Annotated in this window: 20 protein-coding genes; 13 read left to right on the top strand and 7 right to left on the bottom strand. The window is 74.2% G+C overall.

Annotation, left to right across the window (positions count from 1 at the left end):
* Window positions 1–123: 123 nt before the first annotated feature.
* The 8 genes from AB0L74_RS24755 to AB0L74_RS24720 all read left to right on the top strand — a co-directional run bounded on the left by AB0L74_RS24755 (window position 124) and on the right by AB0L74_RS24720 (window position 9,232).
* Window positions 124–537 (top strand): STAS domain-containing protein, encoded by a 414-nt coding sequence (locus AB0L74_RS24755; protein ID WP_365656326.1) that lies wholly within the window; start codon window positions 124–126, stop codon window positions 535–537.
* A gap of 215 nt (window positions 538–752) precedes the next feature.
* Window positions 753–1,652, top strand: a complete 900-nt coding sequence (locus AB0L74_RS24750; protein ID WP_365656323.1) for an STAS domain-containing protein — start codon at window positions 753–755, stop codon at window positions 1,650–1,652.
* On the top strand, window positions 1,649–2,059 hold the full coding sequence (locus tag AB0L74_RS24745; protein ID WP_365656320.1) for an STAS domain-containing protein: 411 nt from the start codon (window positions 1,649–1,651) through the stop codon (window positions 2,057–2,059). Before AB0L74_RS24750 ends, AB0L74_RS24745 begins: the two co-directional genes overlap by 4 nt.
* Window positions 2,059–2,499, top strand: a complete 441-nt coding sequence (locus tag AB0L74_RS24740) for an anti-sigma regulatory factor (RefSeq protein WP_365656317.1) — start codon at window positions 2,059–2,061, stop codon at window positions 2,497–2,499. Before AB0L74_RS24745 ends, AB0L74_RS24740 begins: the two co-directional genes overlap by 1 nt.
* Window positions 2,499–3,557: an ATP-binding SpoIIE family protein phosphatase gene (locus tag AB0L74_RS24735; protein ID WP_365656315.1), complete on the top strand. Its 1,059-nt coding sequence runs from the start codon at window positions 2,499–2,501 to the stop codon at window positions 3,555–3,557. Before AB0L74_RS24740 ends, AB0L74_RS24735 begins: the two co-directional genes overlap by 1 nt.
* Window positions 3,554–5,293 carry a SpoIIE family protein phosphatase gene (locus AB0L74_RS24730; RefSeq protein ID WP_365656312.1) on the top strand — a complete coding sequence of 580 codons (1,740 nt, stop codon included), beginning with the start codon at window positions 3,554–3,556 and terminating at the stop codon, window positions 5,291–5,293. The genes AB0L74_RS24735 and AB0L74_RS24730 overlap by 4 nt, the downstream gene beginning before the upstream one ends.
* 218 nt (window positions 5,294–5,511) lie before the next feature.
* Window positions 5,512–6,888 (top strand): NAD(P)/FAD-dependent oxidoreductase, encoded by a 1,377-nt coding sequence (locus AB0L74_RS24725; protein ID WP_365656366.1) that lies wholly within the window; start codon window positions 5,512–5,514, stop codon window positions 6,886–6,888.
* Between the two features lie 100 nt (window positions 6,889–6,988).
* On the top strand, window positions 6,989–9,232 hold the full coding sequence (locus tag AB0L74_RS24720) for an FUSC family protein (RefSeq protein WP_365656309.1): 2,244 nt from the start codon (window positions 6,989–6,991) through the stop codon (window positions 9,230–9,232).
* 23 nt (window positions 9,233–9,255) lie between these two features.
* Here AB0L74_RS24720 and AB0L74_RS24715 read toward each other — a convergent pair whose 3' ends face one another.
* The 4 genes from AB0L74_RS24715 to AB0L74_RS24700 form a co-directional block, all read right to left on the bottom strand.
* Complete coding sequence (locus AB0L74_RS24715) at window positions 9,256–9,687, bottom strand: hypothetical protein (RefSeq protein WP_365656306.1); 432 nt, start codon at window positions 9,685–9,687, stop codon at window positions 9,256–9,258.
* A 28-nt stretch (window positions 9,688–9,715) separates the two neighbouring features.
* Window positions 9,716–10,570, bottom strand: coding sequence for a DUF1206 domain-containing protein (locus AB0L74_RS24710; protein ID WP_365656303.1), 855 nt, complete (start codon window positions 10,568–10,570; stop codon window positions 9,716–9,718).
* 281 nt (window positions 10,571–10,851) lie between these two features.
* On the bottom strand, window positions 10,852–11,721 hold the full coding sequence (locus AB0L74_RS24705) for a SigB/SigF/SigG family RNA polymerase sigma factor (protein WP_365656300.1): 870 nt from the start codon (window positions 11,719–11,721) through the stop codon (window positions 10,852–10,854).
* A gap of 207 nt (window positions 11,722–11,928) precedes the next feature.
* Window positions 11,929–12,372 carry an ATP-binding protein gene (locus AB0L74_RS24700; protein WP_365656297.1) on the bottom strand — a complete coding sequence of 148 codons (444 nt, stop codon included), beginning with the start codon at window positions 12,370–12,372 and terminating at the stop codon, window positions 11,929–11,931.
* Between the two features lie 241 nt (window positions 12,373–12,613).
* Here AB0L74_RS24700 and AB0L74_RS24695 point away from each other — a divergent pair, with 241 nt between their 5' ends.
* The 3 genes from AB0L74_RS24695 to AB0L74_RS24685 all read left to right on the top strand — a co-directional run bounded on the left by AB0L74_RS24695 (window position 12,614) and on the right by AB0L74_RS24685 (window position 15,466).
* Complete coding sequence (locus tag AB0L74_RS24695) at window positions 12,614–12,835, top strand: hypothetical protein (RefSeq protein ID WP_365656293.1); 222 nt, start codon at window positions 12,614–12,616, stop codon at window positions 12,833–12,835.
* 367 nt (window positions 12,836–13,202) lie between these two features.
* Window positions 13,203–14,675 carry an ornithine decarboxylase gene (locus AB0L74_RS24690; protein WP_365656290.1) on the top strand — a complete coding sequence of 491 codons (1,473 nt, stop codon included), beginning with the start codon at window positions 13,203–13,205 and terminating at the stop codon, window positions 14,673–14,675.
* A gap of 335 nt (window positions 14,676–15,010) precedes the next feature.
* Window positions 15,011–15,466, top strand: coding sequence for a cyclic nucleotide-binding domain-containing protein (locus tag AB0L74_RS24685; RefSeq protein ID WP_365656287.1), 456 nt, complete (start codon window positions 15,011–15,013; stop codon window positions 15,464–15,466).
* A gap of 4 nt (window positions 15,467–15,470) precedes the next feature.
* On the opposite strand, the gene AB0L74_RS24680 is transcribed toward AB0L74_RS24685, so the two are convergent.
* Window positions 15,471–16,772 carry an MFS transporter gene (locus tag AB0L74_RS24680; RefSeq protein ID WP_365656284.1) on the bottom strand — a complete coding sequence of 434 codons (1,302 nt, stop codon included), beginning with the start codon at window positions 16,770–16,772 and terminating at the stop codon, window positions 15,471–15,473.
* A gap of 370 nt (window positions 16,773–17,142) precedes the next feature.
* Between AB0L74_RS24680 and AB0L74_RS24675 the strand changes: the two genes are divergently transcribed.
* On the top strand, window positions 17,143–17,394 hold the full coding sequence (locus AB0L74_RS24675; RefSeq protein WP_365656281.1) for a WhiB family transcriptional regulator: 252 nt from the start codon (window positions 17,143–17,145) through the stop codon (window positions 17,392–17,394).
* A 32-nt stretch (window positions 17,395–17,426) separates the two neighbouring features.
* Here the strand turns inward: AB0L74_RS24675 and AB0L74_RS24670 are convergent, their stop codons facing one another.
* Window positions 17,427–17,876: a DUF6098 family protein gene (locus AB0L74_RS24670; RefSeq protein WP_365656278.1), complete on the bottom strand. Its 450-nt coding sequence runs from the start codon at window positions 17,874–17,876 to the stop codon at window positions 17,427–17,429.
* Window positions 17,877–18,054: 178 nt separating this feature from the next.
* Here AB0L74_RS24670 and AB0L74_RS24665 point away from each other — a divergent pair, with 178 nt between their 5' ends.
* Window positions 18,055–18,408 carry a DUF488 family protein gene (locus AB0L74_RS24665; RefSeq protein ID WP_365656275.1) on the top strand — a complete coding sequence of 118 codons (354 nt, stop codon included), beginning with the start codon at window positions 18,055–18,057 and terminating at the stop codon, window positions 18,406–18,408.
* Window positions 18,409–18,429: 21 nt separating this feature from the next.
* Here AB0L74_RS24665 and AB0L74_RS24660 read toward each other — a convergent pair whose 3' ends face one another.
* Complete coding sequence (locus tag AB0L74_RS24660; RefSeq protein WP_365656272.1) at window positions 18,430–20,103, bottom strand: FAD-binding dehydrogenase; 1,674 nt, start codon at window positions 20,101–20,103, stop codon at window positions 18,430–18,432.
* Between the last annotated feature and the right edge of the window lie 244 nt (window positions 20,104–20,347).

The raw sequence follows: 20,347 nt of genomic DNA, 5'->3' as shown, positions 1-20,347 counted from the left end.
CCGCCGCCCAGGCGGCAGGCATGAGACGGGCGTTCGCGGGTATCCGCCCGGGCGCGGTGAGGAACGCCTGCGGAATGTCGCAGGGGTCACCGGCCCTGGCCGTCTGCTCTGTTGGAGGTACTCGTGCCCATTGCCCAGAACCCGCTGTCCGTCGAGGTCACGCTGCCCCGGGAGGATGTGGCGCTGCTCACGGTGCAGGGTTATCTGGACGTCGACACGGCGACGGAGTTCCAGCACCATCTGGCGAACCAGCTCCATCACGGCCGGCGCCACTTCCTGCTGGACCTGTCGGCGGTGCCGTTCATGGACTCCTCCGGCATGAACATCATCCTGCGCGTCTACCAGGAGGTCCGGGAGATCCCGGGCAGCGTGCACATCATCGACCCCACGCCGGCCGTACGTCGCATCCTGGACCTGACCGGGGTCAGCATCACGGTGCCGGTCTCCCAGAGCGCGGACGACGCGCTCGCCCTCGTCGACCGGGGGCCCGCGCCGGAGCCGGAGGCGGCGGGGACGTCCGAGCCGGAGGATGTCTGAGCCCGACCGGCCGTCGCCGGCCCGGACCGCTGTTCCTTCCAGGACGTGCGTCGCGAGGCGGGCCGATCGCCTGGCCGCCCGGCCGGATCATGCCGGGGGACGAGGTGTCGTCCGAGGTGGGCGGGTGATTACAGTGGTCGCCCGGCAGAGTCACACAGCCGTCCCGTGCCTGGATACGGTTCGGTGCGACGCAACGCGCATGAGGAGTGAAACAGGTGCCGGAGCACACAGCGGAGGAAACGCACGGATCGCCGACGCACGACGTCAGGGAGTTCCTGCGGCGGCGCCGTGAGCAGATCGCCCAGCGGTGGGCGGACGAGCCGCTGTTCCGCTCCGTGTTCACCGTCTCGCGGGACGAGGCGGTGGAGGCGGGCAAGGCCGTCGTGGACGCGCTGGCCGAGGTCGCGGACACGGGCCGGGTCGACGACCCCGACGCGGCGGGGTTCAGCGGGGTGCGCGAGCAGCTGGCGCGGATGGGGGTCGCCCGGGGACGGGCCGGCCTGACCGCCGCCCAGGTGTCGAGCGAGCTGGCCACCTTGCGCCAGCCCGTGGAGAACCTCCTGCTCAGCGACATCGGCGAGGCACCGGCCGAGCACGTCCGGGCCTGTGCCACCACGCTGACCGTGCTGATGGGCACGCTGCGGGTGGTGGTCATGCAGACGGCGCTGAGCGAGGGCGAGGCGCTGATCGACCGGCAGCGGCTGCAGCTGCTGGAGGTGGCCACGCCCGTCATCAAGCTGTGGGACGGCATCGTGGCGGTCCCGCTGATCGGGACGCTGGACAGTGCCCGCAGCCAGGTGGTGATGGAGACCCTCCTCCAGTCCATCGTCGAGCAGCAGGCGCGGTTCGCGATCCTGGACATCACCGGGGTGCCGACGGTCGACACGCTGGTCGCCCAGCATCTGATGAAGACGGTCGCGGCGGCCCGGCTGATGGGCGCGGAGTGCATCGTCTCGGGGATCCGCCCCGCGATCGCGCAGACCATCGTCCACCTCGGCCTGGACCTGGGCACGGTGATCACCCGGGCCGGGCTCGCCGACGCGCTGAAGTACGCGCTGCACCAGCTCGGCGCCGACATCGTCGGCCCGACGGCGAACGGTGCGGGTCAGCGGTGAGCGAGGCGTTCTCCGGCCCGGTGGCGGGACACGTCCCGGTCCTGCGACTCGGTGACGTCCTGCTGGTCACCCTCCAGGGGGACCTGCACGACAGTACGGCCCAGCAGTTGCAGCAGGACCTCGCCGAGACCATCACCCACAGCGGGGCCACCGGCGTGATCATCGACATCTCCGGGGTGGAGATCGTCGACTCCTTCCTGGGCCGGGTGCTGGCGGAGATCGCCGCGCAGGCGTCGCTGCTGGCCGCGCGCACGGTGGTGGTCGGCATGCGGCCGGCCGTCGCCATCACCCTGGTGGAGCTGGGGCTGACGCTGCCCGGGCTGCGCACGGCACTGAGCACCGAGGTGGCCATGGACCTCCTCACACAGGGTGCGCCCCGTGCCGGCGTCCGCCGGGAGAGTCCGTGATGCCCACCGGCGCGGGCGTCGAGGCCCGCCTGCCGATCCGGTCGGACATGGATCTGGTGTGGGTGCGCCAGCATGTGCGGCAGGCGGCCGCCCAGCTCGGCTTCGGCCTGGTGGACCAGACCAAGCTGGTCACCGCGGCGAGTGAGCTGGCCCGCAACACCCTGGTACACGGCGGTGGCGGCCACATGGAGTCGGAGCCGGTGGCCAGCGGCGGCGTGCGCGGGCTGCGGCTGACCTTCTGCGACGAAGGGCCGGGCATCGCGGACGTGGACCGGGCGCTGAGCGACGGCTACACCTCCGGTGGCGGCCTGGGCATGGGCCTGGGCGGCGCCCGGCGCCTGGTGCACGAGTTCGCCATCGAGACCGGCCCGGGAGCCGGCACCACCGTGCGGGTGACCTCCTGGACGGCGCGCCCGCCGCGACCGCGTGAGGAGCACTGATGCCGCGCGTGTGGGAGATTCCGGTGCACGACTCGACGCGCGTGCGCGACGCCCGGGTCGCCGCCGAGCAGGCGGCGGCCGCCGCCGCGCTGGACGAGCCGCGCACCGCGGCGGCGGCGCTGGTGGCGACGGAACTCGCCACCAATCTGCTCAAGCACGCCGGCGGCGGCCAGGTCCTCATCGACGTCGTCGACCCGCTCGTCCCGGCCGCCGGCCGGGACGCGGCGCGGCCGGTGCAGATAGCGGCGATCGACCACGGCCCGGGCATCGCCGACGTCGCCGCCGCCCTGAGCGACGGGTTCTCCACCGCCCGGTCGCTCGGTGCCGGTCTCGGCACCTGCCGGCGCGTCGCCGACGACTTCGGCGTGCACAGCATCCCGGGGCGGGGCACGGTGGCGCTGGCCCGGGTCGGTTCCGTCGCGGCCCGCGGCGCGGGCGAGCCGGCCGGGGTCCGGGCCGGGGGGATCAACGTGCCCTTCGGCGGTGCGGAGTACTCCGGCGACGCCTGGGCCTGGGTGCGCTCCGGGGACCGGATGACGCTGATGCTGGCCGACGGGCTGGGCCACGGCCCGGAGGCGGCCCGCGCCTCGGCCGCCGCGGTGGAGGCGCTGCACGGCTCGGCCCACCGCACGCCCGCCGAGATGCTGCGGCACCTGGACACGGCGCTCGGCGGCACCCGGGGCGCGGCCGTCGCCCTGGCCCAGGTCGACGTCCGCGCGGGCCGGCTGCGGTTCGCGGGGATCGGCAACGTGGGGGCGCGGCTGTGCGAGGGCGGCAGCTGGCGTGCGCTGGTGTCCCGGCCCGGGATCGTCGGTGTGCACCGGCCGGCGACCGTGCGCGAGGAGGAGACGGCCTGGGCGACGGACCGGCTGCTGATCCTGCACAGCGACGGCCTGCCCAGCCGCTGGGTGCCGCCGGCCGAGTTCTGCCCGGGGACCACGGCCGATCCGGCGGTGACGGCCGCCGTGACCATACGCGACGCCAGCAGTTCCGCCCGCCCGGTGCGGGACGACACCGCCGTGGCCGTCCTGTCCCCGACCCCGCCGGACCGCCCATGATGCGTACGTGGCAGATCTCCACCGTCACCGATGCGGCACGCGCCCGCATCGCCGCCGCGCGGCTGGCCGCCGCGTGCGGCGCGCCGCCCCTGGAGCGCACCCGGCTCGCGGCCGCGCTCAGCGCCCAGCTGCGGCAGTGCCTCACCAAGGGCGGCACCTGGCGGCTGACGCTGGAGGAGGAGACGTCCGGCGGTGCGGAGTTCCTGCTCCACGTGGTGGTGACACCGTCCCCGGAGACGTGCGCCGCCGGGGCGGCGCCGTGGCGTACCACGGTGGCCTGCCCGGAGCGTGCGCGGGACACCGAGAGCGGTGTCGTGGCGGACGACGATCCGGCTGCGCTGGCGGAGGCGCTGCTGGGCGCCGACGAGGACACGGCCCTGGTGCTGGACAAGCTCACCGAGCAGGAGGAGCTGGTCGCCTTCCACCGGGAGGAGCTGCACCAGACCAACCAGGGCGTCGTGGCGCTGCACGCCGAGCTGGACGCGGCGGGCCGGGCCCAGCGGGAGGCGTTCGCCGCCGAGCGCAAGGCGCGCCACGAGGCCGAGAGCGCCCGCCGCAGGCTGACGTTCCTGGCGGACGCGAGCGCGGTGGTGACGGCGTCGCTGAACCACCACGAGATCGTGCGGCGCCTGTCGGAGGTGCTGGTGCCGGAGTACGCCGCCGGCGTCGACGTGTGGCTGTTCGACAACTCCGAGCACGCCGACGCCGGGGCGGCCCGGCACCGGCCCGCCCCGCATCCGGCCGCGGCCGTGGTCGCGGCCCGCACCGGCCGGCCGCAGTACGCCGCCGCCCACCCGGGCCGCCTGCCCGGCGTCGACGACCAGCCGCCCTCGGCGCTCAACCCGGACCGTCCCCTGCTGTGCATCCCGCTGGTGGCCCGGCGGACGTCGCTGGGTGTGCTGACGCTCACCCCGCCCGGGGAGCGCTGGGATCCGGACGACGCGGTGATGCTGATCGAGCTGGCCCGGCGGGCCGGCACCGCGATCGACAACGCCCGGCGCTTCGAGCACAACCGGGACATCGCCGAGACGCTCCAGCGCGCCCTGCTCACCGACCTGCCCGACACGCCGGGCCTGAAGCTGGCCGCCCGGTATCTGCCGGCGACGCACGGGCTGAACATCGGCGGTGACTGGTACGACGCCTTCCGCCAGCCCGACGGCAGCGTGATCGCGGTCATCGGCGACGTGACCGGGCACGGGCTGCACGCGGCGGTCATGATGAGCCAGCTGCGCACCGCGCTGCGCGCCTACGCCGTGGACGGCGGCAGTCCCGGGCGGCTGCTGACCCGGCTGCACAACTTCCTGCACCACCTCCAGCCCGACCTGTACGCCACCGCGGTCATCGCCCGGTTCCGGCCCGGCGACCCGACCCTGACGTGGGCGGCCGCCGGCCATCCGCCGCCGGTGCTGCGCACCGCCGACGGGCGGGTGCGGGTCCTGGACGCCAAGCCCGGCGCGATGCTCGGCATCCCGCTCAAGCAGGAGATCGCCGACCACACCGTGCGGCTGAGCCCCGGGGCGACGCTGGCGCTGTACACCGACGGCCTGGTGGAACGGCGGGCCCTCGGCATAGACCCGGGCATCGAGCGGCTGGCGGCGGCGCTCGGCGGGTTCGGCTCCGCGGAGCTGGAGGCCGACCTGGCGGGCGCGGCCGACGGGATCCTGCGTCCCCTGCTGAGCGACTCGGAGCGCGACGACGACGTGTGCCTGCTGCTGTGCCACCTGAGCGGGACGTGAACGGGCGCTGAGCGGGGCGGGCCGCCGTCCCGCTCGGCTCCCCTTCCGGTGCGCGGCGCGCCCGCGGCGGGCATGGTGGTGCTGGAGAGGTTCGCCTGCCTGCCGCGTCCGGCTCGCGCGACGGCCGCCGGCGCGGTGGGATCGCGGGAGGTGCGAAACAGCGATCCAGGGGCAGGCGAATGGCGTTCGAGGCAGACCGCCTGGAGCCGCAGAAAGGGATGAACACCGTGACACGACCCAGGATCCTGGTGGTTGGCGCAGGTTTCGCCGGTGTGGAGTGCGTCCGCCGCCTGGAGAGGAAACTCTCCCCCCACGAGGCCGATGTGACGCTGGTGACGCCGTTCGCCTACCAGCTCTATCTGCCGCTGCTGCCCCAGGTCGCTTCCGGGGTGCTGACCCCCCAGTCGATCGCCCTGTCCCTGCGCCGCAGCCAGAAGTACCGCACCCGGATCATCCCGGGCGGTGCCATCGGCGTGGACCTGAAGGCCAAGGTCTGCGTCATCCGCGCCATCACCGGCCAGATCATCGACGAGCCGTACGACTACATCGTGCTCGCCCCCGGCAGCGTCACCCGGACCTTCGACATCCCCGGCCTCACCGACCACGCGTTCGGCATGAAGACCCTCGCGGAGGCCGCGTACATCCGCGACCACGTCATCTCGCAGCTCGATCTGGCCGACGCCAGCCAGGACCCGGCCGAGCGGGCGTCCCGGCTGCAGTTCGTGGTGGTCGGCGGCGGTTACGCCGGTACGGAGACCGCGGCGTGCCTGCAACGTCTGACGCACGCCGCCGTCAAACGCTACCCGCGGCTGGACCCGGGCCTGATCAAGTGGCATCTGATCGACATCGCTCCCAAGCTCATGCCGGAGCTGGGCGAGAAGCTCGGGCGCAGCGCCCAGGAGATCCTGCGCCGGCGCGGCATCGAGGTCTCGCTGGGCGTCTCCATCGAGAAGGCGGGCCCGACGGAGGTCACCTTCACCGACGGCCGGGTGGTGCCCACGCGCACGCTGATCTGGACCGCCGGTGTGGTCGCGAGCCCCCTGATCGCCACCCTGGACGCGGAGACGGTCAAGGGGCGGCTGGCGGTCACGGCGGAGATGTGCCTGCCGGGCCACGACGGGGTGTTCGCGCTGGGCGACTCCGCCGCCGTGCCGGACCTCGCCAAGGGCCAGGACGGTGCCGTGTGCCCGCCGACCGCGCAGCACGCGATGCGGCAGGGCAGGCATGTCGCCGAGAACATCATCGCCACCTTGCGCAACCAGCCGATGCGGCCGTACGTCCACAAGGATCTCGGTCTCGTCGTCGATCTGGGCGGCAAGGACGCGGTCTCCAAGCCGCTCGGTGTGGAGCTGCGGGGGGTGCCCGCCCAGGCCGTCGCGCGGGGGTACCACTGGTCGGCGCTGCGCACCAATGTCGCCAAGGCACGTGTGATGACGAACTGGCTGCTCAACGCGGTGGCCGGGGACGATTTCGTGCGCACCGGCTTCCAGGCCCGCAAGCCCGCCAAGCTGAAGGACTTCGAGTACACCGACGCCTATATGACGCCGGAACAGGTGCGGGCGCATGTGGAGGGCACGGGCCGGATCGAGTCGTGACCCGGCGACGTGCCGCCGCCGAGGGCATGCGATGCTGAGAGGGCGGATCTTGAGACGACCCGCGCGTGAGACGCGTTGAAACGGGAGAGAGTACGGCGGCGTGAGGGCAGCGGGACGCTCGGGTCGGACACGTCTGCGGGATCGCGTCGCCGCGTCCGATCCGGGACTGCTGCGGCTGACGGCCGGTCTGCGGACGGTGGGCGCCATCGCCCTGGCGCTGGGGGTGCTCGCCCTGCTGGGGTCCGATGTCACCCATCTGGTGGCGGGGGCCATGGCGGCGATGGTGGCGACCTTCGCCATCCGCGAGAAGCAGCCCGCCGCGCAGGCCGTCACGCTGGCGCTCGGCCTGCCGGTGGCGCTGGCCTCGGTGTCGCTGGGCGCGGTGCTCAACGCGCGGGTCGTCGTCGGTGATGTCTTCTTCGTCGTCCTGATCTTCTGTGCCGTCTACGCCCGCCGGTTCGGCGACCGGGGCACCGCGCTCGGCCTGATCGGCTTCCAGGTCTATTTCCTGTCCCTGTTCGTCGGTGCCACGGTCTCGGCGCTGCCTCAGGTGTGCGGCGCCATCGCCGTGGCCTTCGGGTGCAGTGCCGTGGTGCGGTTCGCCGTCGTGCCCGCGACGCCCGCGGGTGTCCTCCAGCGGCTGCGGCAGGCGTTCCGCGCCCGGCTGGCCCAGTTGCTCTCGGCGCAGCTGGAGCTGCTGGACGCCGGGCCGGACGACATCGACAAGGTCCTTGAGGACGTGCGCGGCGGGACCGCGCGACTGCACGAGACGGCCCTGATGATCCAGTCCCGGCTGGAGGAGGGGACGCCCGACGAGTCGGTGGCGCGGCTGGTGCAGCGCCGCGTCGCGGACGCCGAGATCGCCGCCGAGCGGCTCGGTCTGCTGCTGCTGACCGCGCGCAGCGCCGAGCGGGCGGACACCCTGACCATGCACCTGCCGGGGGCGCCGGCCCCGTCGATGCGCCGGACGTCGGCGCCGGAGGAGGCCACGGCGACGCTGCGGCGCGATCTGGAGGCCCTGCGCGCCCTGGTCCTGCGGCCCGCCTCCGAGCACACGGGGACGGCGCTGGCGCTGGTGCGCAACCGGCTGCTCGGCTACCGCGACGAGGAGAACCTGCCGCCCGCCGCCCCGGTCGTCCAGGACGTCTTCCGCGGCGTCGGCGAGACCGCCCGCGCCGTCCTGGGCCTGCGGATCGCCCTGGACGGGCCGCAGGACGAGTCGGACGACAGCCCGGCGACGGCCCGCTCCCGCGAGGAGCTGGACGCCGAGGACGCCGCCATCGACGCCGGCGAGGAGGAGGTACCCGAGGAGCCCACCGGCCTGCGGCGGCCCACCACGCGGGCGGCGGTGCAGGTCGCGGTCGGCTCGTCGCTGGCCATCGTGGGCGGCGAGCTGCTGTCCACGCAGCGCTGGTACTGGGCGGTGCTGACCTGCTGGATCGTTTTCCTCAACACCGCCTCCACCGGCGAGATCCTGGTCAAGGGGTACCGCCGGCTGCTCGGGACCGTGTTCGGGGTCGTGGCCGGCATCGTGCTGGCCGGCCTGGTCGGGCAGCACACGTGGACGGCGTTCGGGCTGGTGCTGGTGTTCATCTTCGCGATGTTCTACACGGCGCCGCTGTCGTACACCCTGGTGTCGTTCTTCGTCACGGCGATGCTGGGGCTGCTCTACACGCTGCTGCACACCTACAGCGCCTCGGTGCTGCTGCTGCGCGTGGAGGAGACGGCGCTGGGCGCGGCCTGCGGGGTGATCGCGGCGGCGCTGGTGCTGCCCATCCACACCGACCGGCGGACCAACGAGCTGCTGGGCACGGTCCTCGAACGGCTCACCGACGTCACCGAGGGAGCCGTCGACCAGCTCAGCGGCGGTCCCGCGGCCGACCTGCTGGACCGGGCCCGGGACCTGGACCAGGCGCTGGGCGACCTGCGCGCCGCGACCCAGCCGCTCACCCACCCGATCACGCCGCTGCGGGCCCGCCGGGACACCGCCCGCTATGTGGTGGCCCTGCTGGAGACGTGTGCCTACCACGCGCGTTCCCTGGCCGCGACCGCGGAGCTGCTGCCGACCCACCCGTCGATCGCGGCCGACCCGCGGCTGCGCGGGGCCGTGCGGCGGACCGTGCGCAACATCGACGCGATCGCCGCGCGCGTGGCCGACGAGCACGCCGACGCGGCGGTCGAGACGGGGCCGAGCATCGCCTCGCTGCTGGAGCCGGACGCCGACGGGACCCCGCGCTACGGCCGCATCACCGGCCGTGTGCTGCGGCATCTGGAGCGTCTGGACGAGGCGGTGACGGGTCTGGCCCGGCCGCTGGGCGTGCCGGTGGCGCCGCCCCGGCGCTGAGGCCGGGCGGCCGGGGCGCGGCTTCAGAAGTCGGTGGGCAGGCCGCTGGCCTCGGCTATCCCGCGCAGCTCCTCGTTCTGGCGGTGGCGGTCCCGGAGGAAGTCGGCGATCTCGCCGAGGCGGGCGGGGTCGGAGGCGGTGGCGGCGTCGGTGACGACCCGGACGGGGCCGGTCTCCTCGGTGGTGATCTCGACCACCTCGTTGTCCAGGCGGCCGGTGACGGCGGTGGCGATGACCAGGGCGGCTTCCTCGCGGATCTCCTGCGGCAGCTGGTCGGCGTCGGCCCCGTCCAGGGAGAAGTCGATCGTGGGCAGCTGCTGCTGGTCGATGGCCCGCAGGACCGGCTCCACGACGCTGAGCAGCAGCCGGTAGTCCTCGGTGTCCAGCCGGATGCGCAGAAGGTCGAGGTAGACGTCCACGGGACGGCCGTCCGGCGGAATCTCGTGTTCGTTCATCCGTAGCGGGTTCCCCGTGCCGGCCGGGTCAGACGCGACGCCAGCGGGCGAGCGCGAAGGAGAACACGCCGAACAGGACCAGGCCCAGCGCGACGCACACCAGCAGCCAGGGGCCGAGCGGGGTGTCTGCGAAGGAGCGCAGGGTGTCGTCCAGGCCCTTGGCCTCGTCGGGCTGGTAGTCGACCGCGGCGCGCACGGCGAAGACGCCCGCCGCGGCGAACACCAGCCCGCGCGCCACCCCGCCGCCGACGCCCGTGACGTCCACCAGCCGCCGGGCCCAGGGGCCGAGTTCGCCCCGCTTCAGTTTCCGCTGGTAGCTGCGGCGCAGCGCCTGGACGCCGATCACCGCGCCCGCGACGACGATCGCCGCCCCGGCCGCGCCCACGGCCCACTGCCCGGCGGGGACCTCCAGCACCCTGGCCGTGACGTCGCGGGACTGCCGGTCGCTGGATCCGCCACTCGCGCCGCCGCCCGATCCGCCGCCGGGGTTCGCGGCGAACGCCAGGACGGAGTAGGCGACGAAGGCGTAGAAGACACAGCGGGCCGCGGACGCCAGCCGCTTCTTCGCCTTGCGGCCGTCGGGCCCGACCGCGCCGAAGAGCGCCTCGGACAGCCGCCACAGCGCCATGCCGACCAGGCCGATGCCCAGCGCCCACAGCAGTACGGCGCCGAAGGGCCGGTCGGCCAGCTCCGCCAGGGCGCCTCCCCGGTCGGCCTGCCGCCGTCCCTCGCCGAAGGCGATCCGCAGGGCCAGCATGCCGACCAGCAGATAGATCACTCCGCGGGCCGCGAGCCCCGCGCGGGCGGCGCTCTCCGCGACCGAGCCGTTCGCCGCCCGCCGGGCCCTGCTGCGGCCGGTCCGTACCGGCGTCCACGTGTTCATCTCGCTCCTCCCCTCCCGGGCACGGGAATCCGGATGCCCCGGCTCGCACCGCACACACCCGGAGGCTCACGGTCCGGATCCCCCGCGGGCCCTTGTCAGGGCAGGCGCGCGGTCCTGAGCTGACAAGGGCAGCCCGCGCCGCCTGTCACGGCACGGTCGCCCTCACCCTCGCCGGCGTACGCACCAGGTCTCCGCGTCCCCTGCCACGAGACGGCTGCGGCCCGTCCCGGAGCGGGCCCGCGTCAGGGCGGGCCGTTCCGGGACGGGCCGGGTGTCTGCCTTCAGGCGGTCGGCCGTCCGTCGGCGGGCCTGCGGCCGGGCCGCTGCCCCAGCGCTTCGTCCCGGACCCGGGCGCAGCTGCGGCTGATGAGGCGGGAGACGTGCATCTGGGAGATGCCCAGCCGGTCTGCTATCCGGCTCTGGGTCATGTCCTCGAAGAAACGCATGTACAAAATGGCCCGTTCCCGCTCGGGCAGCCGGCGCAGGCCCTCCTTGGCGGATTCGCGGTCGATCACGACGTCGTACGAGGAGTCCGCCGCGCCGAGGGTGTCCGCGAGGCTGTAGCCGTCGTCGCCGGCCGACAGCTCGGCGTCCAGTGACAGCGTGCTGAAGCTCTCCAGCGCCTCCATCCCGGCGCTGACCTCTTCCTCCGTCAGCCCGGTGTGGGCGGCGATGTCCGCCACCGAGGGTTCCGGGCTGCCCGGGCTCTGGGTGAGTTCACGGCGCGCGACGCGCACCTTGTTGCGCAGTTCCTGCACCCGGCGGGGCACCCGCAGGGCCCACATCCGGTCCCGGAAGTGCCGCTTGACCTCGCCGGTGATGGTGGGGACGGCGTAACTCTCGAAGGCCCCCCGCTCCGGGTCGAAGCGGTCGATGGCCTTCACCAGCCCCAGCGCCGCCACCTGCCTCAGGTCTTCGACGGACTCCCCGCGGTCGCGGAAGCGTCCGGCGATCCGGTGCGCCATGGGCAGCCAGGCCGTGACGAGTTCGTCGCGGACGGCGTCGCGCTCGGGCCCGTCCTCCAGGGCCGCCAGCTTCGCGAAGAGGGCTGCGGTGTCGGGGGCGTCGTCGTGGCGCCGGCGGGCATGGCTGGTCGTCGTGGACTCGGGCTCGGGCGTACCGGGACGGCTGGTCGGCGTATCGATGAGCATGCGGATTCGCTCCTGAACGGTGGTCTCAGGGACTTTCCGCGGGAGACGGTGGACAAAGGGCTGTCCGCGATGCCTGGAGGGCCCGGGGCAACCACACCGCTCCCGCTGCTGCGCCTCCGGTCCGAAGCACGAAACTGCGTCTGCCCTCCCCCCGGTGGAACAAACTCCGCTTTTCGCAAAAGCACCCAGGAAGCGCTCAGGCGGGCCTCACGCCAGCGGAACCACCACGGTGATGCGCTTGCCTCCCGAGGGCAGGTCGGACACCCGCACGTCACGCGCCAGGCGGCATACGATCGGCCAGCCCCGGCCGCCGACCCGCCGGCGCCCCTGGGAGTCGGTCGGCTCCCTGACGACCGGCAGCTCGTCGCTGCGGTCGCTCACCGACAGGCGTACGTCCGGCCCCTCGACGTCGACCCGGAAGTCCGTGAGGCCGCCGCCGTGCAGCATCGCGTTGGTCGTGAGCTCGGAGGCGACGAGCACGGCGTCCGACAGCGCGTCCGCGTCGCAGGGGGTCCGGGTGGCGCGGCAGCGTTCGGTGACGGCGCGTTCCACGGCCCGGCGTGCCTCCGCGGGTTTGCCCGGCCGGGGCTGCCGGGCCCGGTCCGTGCCGTACCGTTCGACGGCGGATTGGGTCGTCTGCCTCTCACACATCCGTCAGCTCCCTGCTCGGCGGGAAAAGAAGCCGGATCCGGCCGCACCCTCGGCGGCCGGCCGGGCGTGTCCGCCGGCACGGGGGCGCCGACCCGGGCCGTCGGTTCACCGTGCGCCGCCCGGGCGCGGCGGGTCCTGCACGTCCTGCATTCCGGCTGACCCCTCCGCGCGCCTCCAAACCTTCGGGCGCCCTCATGGAGCAGCGGCCATCTCGGGGCCGTACGGGGGTACGCGGAAGGACATGACCGAAGTGGTGGATTCCGACGAACTCATGCGGCGTATGCAACGCGCGCGGGCCTGCGCCGCCCGCGAGGAGCGGACGTGGCGGACGCGCCACGAGGAGCTCAGGTCGTCCGATCCGGAGGCGGCCCGCGAGGCGGCCGTCCGGACGGTGGCCTACGAGACGGTCCTCAGAGTGCTGGACGAGGTCCTGACCCCCGGACGGCACCCGGACGACGGCTGACCCGGGGGCCGCACGGCGCCCCGTCCGGGGGGGCGCTCGCGACGGACGCCACGGCCGCACCGCTGATCGCGCGGCCGTGGCGTCCGCGCGTGCGGAGGGACGGGCGGAGGAGGGCGACGGGCGGAGAGCGGGGCGGCCCGAGGGAGAGCGGGGCGGCGGGGAGGAGGGCGCGCGGGACGCGGGCGGGTGCCCGGCGCCGCGGGTGCCCGGCGCGGGCTGGGGCGGCGCGCTCGCCGTCGCCGGGGTCGTCGGGGGGCCTCCGTTCGCCGGGCTCCTTGCCGGGGTCCGGCGCGGGCGGGCGGCGCCCGGGCCGCCGTCCGGGCCAGGGGCCGATTGGCGGCGGCCGGTGCCGGGAACCCGCACCGGCATGGCAGCCGATCACACCCGAGCACCGGTCCTGGAAGCCCTCGCCGACTACCGCCGCGAGGGGCGGCTGTCATTCACGCCTCCCGGGCACAAGCAGGCGCGCGGCGCCGATCCCGCGGTGCGCGAGGTGCTCGGTGACGCCGTCTTCCTCGGGGACGTCCTGGCGACCGGCGGGCTGGACGACCGGCTCACCCGCGGCCGGGTGCTGCAACGCGCGCAGGAGCTGATGGCCGACGCGGTCCACGCCGACCACACGTTCTTCTCGACCTGCGGGAGCTCCCTGTCGGTGAAGGCGGCGATGCTGGCGGTCGCCGGACCGCACGAGAAGCTGCTGGTCGGACGGGACGCCCACAAGTCGGTGGTGTCGGGTCTGATCCTGTCCGGCATCGAACCGGTGTGGGTCGAGCCGCGGTGGGACCCCGAGCGGCATCTGGCCCATCCGCCCTCCGCGCGGGAGTTCGACGCGGCGTTCGCCGCTCACCCGGACGCCAGGGGCGCGCTGATCACCAGTCCGACGCCGTACGGGGCCTGCGCGGACCTGCGGGCCGTCGCCGAGGTCTGTCACCGGCGTTCGCTGCCGCTGATCGTCGACGAGGCATGGGGCGCGCATCTGCCCTTCCACCCGGATCTGCCGTCCTGGGCGATGGACGCCGGTGCCGACATCTGCGTCACCAGCATCCACAAGATGGGCAGCGGCCTGGAGCAGGGCTCCGTCTTCCATCTGCGCGGCGAGCTCGTCCCGCCGAAGCTGCTGGGCATGCGGGCCGACCTGCTGGGCACCACGAGCCCGTCGGCGCTCATCTTCGCCGGGCTCGACGGCTGGCGCCGCCAGATGGTCCTGCGCGGCCGGGACATCATGGGGGCCACGCTGGATCTCGCGGCCGAGGTCCGCGCGGCCGTCGAGGAGATCGACGGTCTGCACGTCGACGGCCGCGGCGACTACTGCGGGCCGGGACGGGCCGACGACTTCGACCCGCTGCCCGTCGTCATCGACCTCGGCGGGCTGGGCATCACGGGGTTCCAGGCGGCCGACTGGCTGCGCGGGCACCGGAGCCTGATCGCCCACCTGACGGACCACCGGCGCATCGGCACGCAGATCACCCTCGGCGACGACCGGGCGACCGCCGGGGAACTGCTCGCCGCCCTGAAGGACCTCGCCCGCGCGGCCCCCGGACTGGCTGCCGCGCCCCGGGTGGAGGTGCCGGCGCCGTCCCGGCTGCGGATGGAGCAGGCGCGGCTGCCCCGGGACGCGTTCTTCGGGCCCACCGAGGACGTGCCGCTGAGCCGTGCGGCCGGCCGGGTCGCGGCGGAGATGATCACGCCGTACCCGCCGGGGATCCCGGCCGTGCTGCCCGGCGAGCGGCTGACCGAGCCGGTGCTGCGGTATCTGCGCGGCGGCCTGGACGCCGGTATGTACCTCCCCGACCCCAGCGATCCGGAGCTGGAGACGATCCGGGTCACCGCGCGGGAGTGAAACCGGTCACGCGGCCCCGGTTCCGATTTCACGGAGTGGCCAAAAATGGTTTAGCGTTCATGCACACGTGGCGACGGAGTCGACCGCACCGAGTCCTCCGGCGTCACCGCATACGGCCCTGGCTGGTTTCCCCCGTCCAGCCAGGGCCTTTTCACGCTCCGGCGCGAGCGCCCGCGCATCGCCGCGCCGGGCGGGGCTCCCGGGCCGCCGGTTTCCGGACCCGGCCCGCGATCCTCGGCCATCACCGTCCGCCGAGGTGCCCGGGGCGTCCGCAGCCGCTGAAATGGGCGTAGGGAAAGCACCGCACAGCAGACCCCGGCGAGGAGCCCCGCGTCATGACCAAAGCGATCAAACTGCTCACCGCGCTTCCGCCGCCGCAGCGCGGGCGCCTGACGGCGCTCGCCCGGGAGGTGTCGTTCCCGGAGGACGCCCGCATCTTCGAGCCGGGCGGCACGGCCGACCGGCTCTGGGTGATCCGTTCCGGCGCGGTCTCCCTCACCCAGCGGGTGTCGTCTTTGCAGCGGGTGACGGTGGCCAGCCTGGGCGCCGGCGACCTTCTCGGCTGGTCCTGGCTCTTCCCGCCGTACCGGTGGGACTTCGGCGCCGAGGCGTTCAGCCCCGTGCGCGCCTATGAGTTCGACGCGGCGGCGGTGCTGGAGCTGTGCGAGGAGGATCCGCGGCTCGGACTGACGCTGGTGCGCTCGGTCGCCGAGATCCTCGCGCACCGGCTGGAGATGACCCGCGGCCAGCTCATGGAGCAGTACGCGCTGCACCGGCGCGGCTCCCTGTGAGACGTCAGACGCGGTAGCGGCGCAGCGCCGGGACGGCGAAGGCCAGCACCAGCATCACGGCGACGACGAGCAGCCCGCCGCCCGCGACGGCGGCCCGGGGGCCGAAGGCCGAGCCCGCGGTGCCGTGCAGCGCGTCGGCCAGGCGCGGGCCGCCCGCGACGACCACGATGAAGACGCCCTGCATCCGGCCGCGCATCTCGTCGGTCGCGGCGGACAGCAGGATCGCGCCGCGGAAGACCATGGAGACCATGTCCGCGACACCGGCGACGGCGAGGAAGGCGACCGCCAGCCACAGGCTGCCGCTGAGCCCGAAGCCGGTGATGGCCGCGCCCCAGACCACGACGGCGCCGATGACCATCCAGCCGTGTCTGCGGGCCCGCGAGAACGTGCCGGAGAACAGCCCGCCCAGCACCGCGCCGACGGGGATGGCCGCGAACAGCAGGCCGAGGGCGAGTCCCTCCCCGTACGGGGCGTACGTCTCGGCGGCCAGCTGCGGGAACAGGGCGCGGGGCATGCCGAGCACCATGGCGACGATGTCGGCGAGGAAGGACAGCAGCAGAACCGTGTGCCCGGCGATGTAGCGGAAGCCCGCCACGATCTCCCGCAGGCCCGCGCGCCGGGTCCCCGCGCCCGACAGGGGCGGCAGCGCCGGCAGCCGGTGGACCGCCCACACCGTGACGCACAGGGCCAGGGCGTCGATGAGATACAGCTCGGGCAGGCCGATGACGGGGATGAGGACGCCGGCCAGCAGCGGGCCGGCCACCTGGCCGGTCTGCATGACGGTGGAGCCGAGGGCGTTGGCGGCGGGCAGCTCCTCCGCCGGAACCAGGCGGGCGATGGAGGCGCTGCGGGCCGGCGCGTTCAGGCCCCAGAACGCCTGCTGGAGCGCCAGCAGAAGCATCAGCGCGGCCACCGACTCCAGTCCGGTGACCGCCTGAAGCCAGAAGAGCAGCGAGGTGACGGCTATGCCGGTGTTGGTGATCAGCAGCAGCGTGCGGCGGTCCATGGCGTCGGCGACCGCCCCGCCCCACAGGGCGAAGACCACCAGGGGCACCAGACCGGCGAGGCTCGCGGCACCCACCCAGGCCGAGGAGCCGGTGATGTCGTAGATCTGCTGGGGTACGGCGACGGCGGTCAGCTGGCTGCCGACGGCCGTGACGACGGTCGACGCCCACAGCCGGCGGTAGGCCGGGCGGCGCAGCGGGCGGGTGTCCATCGCCCAGCGGCGGCGGCCGCGCCGCCGGGCCGGGTTCTCGGCGGGGGCCGGCGGCGCCCCCGGTTCGGTGGTGCTGTCGCTCGTGTCCACGCGCTTCCTACATGCTCGTTACATCTTTCTGATCGGGTTCACTATCGCAGTACGTCCGCGGCGCCCCGGCCCCGGCTCGGGCTCCGGCGATGAGCGTCACGCCGAGGGTGATCACGGGGGCGGCGACCAGGGCGTCCAGGTCCGCCAGCCTCGGGCCGCGCCGGGAAGCCGCCGGATGCCCGCCCCGGCCGGCGGCGGCCGCCGTCGCGGGCAGCGGCCGCGGGCCGGTTTTCCCAACCCCGGCCCGCTTCCGGCCAATTCGCATGACTTCCCGTGCGTTATAGCTGTTTCATCCACACGGCAACAGGTGACCCGTAAGCAAGCAACCCAAGCACGAAGGCACGTACTACTTCGATCGCAGGTGACTTTGATGGGCAACTGGCGAGAGCACGCCGCGTGCCGCCACGAGGATCCCGAACTCTTCTTCCCGGTCGGCACTTCGGGCCCGGCCGCGCTGCAGACCGAGCAGGCGAAGGCGGTCTGCCGGACCTGTCCGGTCCGTGAGCAGTGTCTGCAATGGGCGCTCGAGACAGGGCAGTCCATCGGTGTCTGGGGCGGGACGAGCGAGGACGAGCGACGTGCGCTCAAGCGGCGCGTCGCGGCACGCAGGAACTCGGGCTGAACGGGGCCGGCCCGCATCCCCCTGGGGGCCGCTCAGCGTCCGGTGCGGCGCAGCGGCCCCCAGGGGCGTTCCTGGCGGTCCACCTCGTCCCGGGCCTCCTCGATCACCCCGGAGCCGATCCAGCACAACGGCCGGACGTCGGTCACCAGCGGCTCGTTGTCGGGACCGCGGCCGGCCTCCCGGCCGGTCAGCACCCAGGGCCGGACGCCGGGCCCCTTGTCGTGCGGCAGGTGGGCGTAGTCGTGCAGCCGGCGCGCCACCCAGACGCGGACGGGCCGCTCCTGCCACCAGTCCTCGACACCGAGGGGGTTGGCGGACAGCCCCGGCATGGGCGTGCCGGTCAGCTCGTCCTTGCTGGAGACGTCGGCGAGGTCGGTCTCCGGGCCCCGCGACCAGCGCACATACAGACCCTGGTCCCGTTCGACCAGGCCGGTGAGTTCGGCGAGTGTGCGCACGACCGGCAGGTCGCCCGATGCGCTCATGTCCTGACCTCCCTGGTCACTGTCATCCGTCAGGCGGACGGAGTACCCGCGCGGCCCGGGGAAAATCGGACGAACGCCGTCCGCTCATCCGGCCGCGTACGGCCGCCGACGGCGCGCGTCCGCCCGTGGCCCGGCGTAGGCTCGCGGCAGAGCCGTCCAGCGCGGAAGGGGCTTGGCCGTGAGCGTTCGCGTACGGCGTGTCTACGACCCGCCCGAGCCGGAGGACGGCGTGCGCGTGCTGGTGGACCGGCTGTGGCCGCGCGGTCTGGCGAAGGACGCGGCTCGGGTGGACGAGTGGCCCAAGGCGCTTACGCCGTCGACGGAACTGCGCCGCTGGTACCACGCGGGCGAGGGTTCGTACGAGGAGTTCGGCGAGCGCTACGCGGCGGAACTCGCCGCTCCCGAGGCGGTCGAGGCCCTCGGCCGGGTGCGGGAGCTGGCCCGTGCGGGTCCGGTGACGCTGCTGACCGCCTCCAAGGAGACGGCGACCAGTCACGCGGCGGTGCTGGCCCGCCTCCTCGGCGGGGCGTGAGGAGGCGGGGTCCCGCGGGGCTCAGGCGGTCTGGCGGGCCGCGGCCCGCCCCGCCGCCCGCCCGGAGAACAGGCAGCCGCCGAGGAAGGTCCCCTCCAGGGCGTTGTAGCCGTGGACACCGCCGCCGCCGAAGCCGGCGACCTCACCGGCCGCGTACAGCCCCTCGACGGGCTCGCCGTCGGTACCGAGGGCGCGGGAGTCGAGGTCGGTCTGGATGCCGCCGAGGGTCTTGCGGGTGAGGATGTGCAGCTTGACCCCGATGAGGGGCCCGGCCGCCGGGTCCAGGACGCGGTGCGGCGCGGCGACCCGGCCGAGGCGGTCGCCGATGTACCGGCGGGCGTTGCGGATGCCCTGGACCTGGGCATCCTTGCCGTAGGGGCGGTCGATCTGCCGATCGCGGGCCTCGATCTGGCGGCGGATGTCCGCGGCGTCGAGGAGCGGCTTGCCGGTCAGCCCGTTCATCCGGTCCACGAGGTCCTCGAGCGTGGCCGCGGTCACGAAGTCGGCGCCTTCGCGCACGAACGCGGCGACCGGTTCCGGCGCCCCCTTGCCGAGGAGGCGTTGGCGCAGGACCGCGCCGCGGTCCTTGGCGGTGATGTCGGGGTTCTGCTCGGAGCCCGACAGGGCGAACTCCTTCTCGATGACCTTCCGGGTGAGGATGAACCAGGAGTGGTCGTAGCCGGCGAGCTCCTCGGTGGTGCGCAGGTACCTCAGGGTGGCGAGGGTGTCGTAGCCGGGCAGGCAGGGTGCGGGCAGCCGGCGGCCGAGGGCGTCGAACCACATCGGGGACGGCCCGGACAGGACGCGGATGCCGTGGCCGGGCCAGATCGGGTCCCAGTTGTGCAGGCCCTCGGTGTAATGCCACATGCGGTCGCGGTTGACCAGGCGGACGCCCGCCCGGGCACTGATGTCGAGCATCCGCCCGTCGACGTACGCGGGGACGCCCGTGACCATCTCCTTCGGGGGCGTGCCGAGGCGCTCGGGCCAGTGGCGGCGGACGAGGTCGTGGTTGGCGCCGATGCCGCCGGTGGTGAGGACGACGGCCTGCGCGGTGAGCTCGAAGTCGCCGACGCGGTCGCGGTTGGAGGCGACGCCCCGGGGCGAGGTGTCCTCGGCCAGGACCGTGCCGCGCACGCCCCGCGCGGCGCCGCCCTCGACGACGAGCTCGTCGACCCGGTGGCGGTGGTGGAAGGTGAGCAGCCCGTCCCGCGCGGCCTGCCGGGCGTAACGGGCGAACGGCTCCACGACCCCGGTGCCGGTCCCCCACGCGACGTGGAAACGGGGGACGGAGTTGCCGTGCCCGTGGGCGGTGAGGTCGCCGCGTTCGGCCCAGCCGACGGTGGGCAGGAAGGTGATGCCGTGCCCTTCCAGCCAGGCCCGCTTCTCCCCCGCCGCGAACTCCACGTAGGCACGCGCCCAGCGCACCGCCCAGGAGTCCTCGTCCGCGATCCGGTCGAACCCCGCGCTGCCCTGCCAGTCGTTCCAGGCCAGTTCGAAGGAGTCCTTGACACCCAGGCGCCGCTGCTCCGGGCTGCCGACGAGGAACAGCCCGCCGAACGACCAGAACGCCTGCCCTCCGAGGTTGGCGGCGTTCTCCTGGTCGACGAGCGCGACCTTCCTGCCCCGGCTGGTCAGTTCGTGTGCCGCGACCAGGCCCGCGAGGCCCGCTCCGACGACGATGACGTCGGCATCCATGGCGACCGTCCCTTTCCACGTCCGTCTTGCGTCGTCCGCCGCGGGTGCGGCGGCCCTGTCCGTGCCGCGGCGCGCCGCCGCACCCGGTGAGCAGCCGCACGGGCGGCCGGGCGGCGACCGCCGCGGCCCCTGCGCGGACCACGGGCGCGCGGCCGGTCCGCCGCCGCCCGGCCGCGTGTGCGGGGAGGCGGCGCCTGGTGATCCGCCCGCCGCGCGTTCCCGCCGTCCTGGCCGGCCTCGGTCG

The sequence above is a fragment of the Streptomyces sp. NPDC052020 genome (assembly GCF_040680575.1).
GTDB lineage: Bacteria > Actinomycetota > Actinomycetes > Streptomycetales > Streptomycetaceae > Streptomyces.
This window is presented reverse-complemented; position numbering and strand designations above follow the sequence as displayed.

Bases quoted from the DNA above. Each gene is read 5' to 3' on its own strand.
- AB0L74_RS24740 (WP_365656317.1), top strand. From the start codon at position 2,059: ATGCCCACCGGCGCGGGCGTCGAGGCCCGCCTGCCGATCCGGTCGGAC.
- AB0L74_RS24735 (WP_365656315.1), top strand. From the start codon at position 2,499: ATGCCGCGCGTGTGGGAGATTCCGGTGCACGACTCGACGCGCGTGCGC.
- AB0L74_RS24730 (WP_365656312.1), top strand. From the start codon at position 3,554: ATGATGCGTACGTGGCAGATCTCCACCGTCACCGATGCGGCACGCGCC.
- AB0L74_RS24725 (WP_365656366.1), top strand. From the start codon at position 5,512: ATGAACACCGTGACACGACCCAGGATCCTGGTGGTTGGCGCAGGTTTC.
- AB0L74_RS24715 (WP_365656306.1), bottom strand. From the start codon at position 9,687: ATGAACGAACACGAGATTCCGCCGGACGGCCGTCCCGTGGACGTCTAC.
- AB0L74_RS24710 (WP_365656303.1), bottom strand. From the start codon at position 10,570: ATGAACACGTGGACGCCGGTACGGACCGGCCGCAGCAGGGCCCGGCGG.
- AB0L74_RS24705 (WP_365656300.1), bottom strand. From the start codon at position 11,721: ATGCTCATCGATACGCCGACCAGCCGTCCCGGTACGCCCGAGCCCGAG.
- AB0L74_RS24700 (WP_365656297.1), bottom strand. From the start codon at position 12,372: ATGTGTGAGAGGCAGACGACCCAATCCGCCGTCGAACGGTACGGCACG.
- AB0L74_RS24695 (WP_365656293.1), top strand. From the start codon at position 12,614: ATGACCGAAGTGGTGGATTCCGACGAACTCATGCGGCGTATGCAACGC.
- AB0L74_RS24690 (WP_365656290.1), top strand. From the start codon at position 13,203: ATGGCAGCCGATCACACCCGAGCACCGGTCCTGGAAGCCCTCGCCGAC.
- AB0L74_RS24685 (WP_365656287.1), top strand. From the start codon at position 15,011: ATGACCAAAGCGATCAAACTGCTCACCGCGCTTCCGCCGCCGCAGCGC.
- AB0L74_RS24675 (WP_365656281.1), top strand. From the start codon at position 17,143: ATGGGCAACTGGCGAGAGCACGCCGCGTGCCGCCACGAGGATCCCGAA.
- AB0L74_RS24670 (WP_365656278.1), bottom strand. From the start codon at position 17,876: ATGAGCGCATCGGGCGACCTGCCGGTCGTGCGCACACTCGCCGAACTC.
- AB0L74_RS24660 (WP_365656272.1), bottom strand. From the start codon at position 20,103: ATGGATGCCGACGTCATCGTCGTCGGAGCGGGCCTCGCGGGCCTGGTC.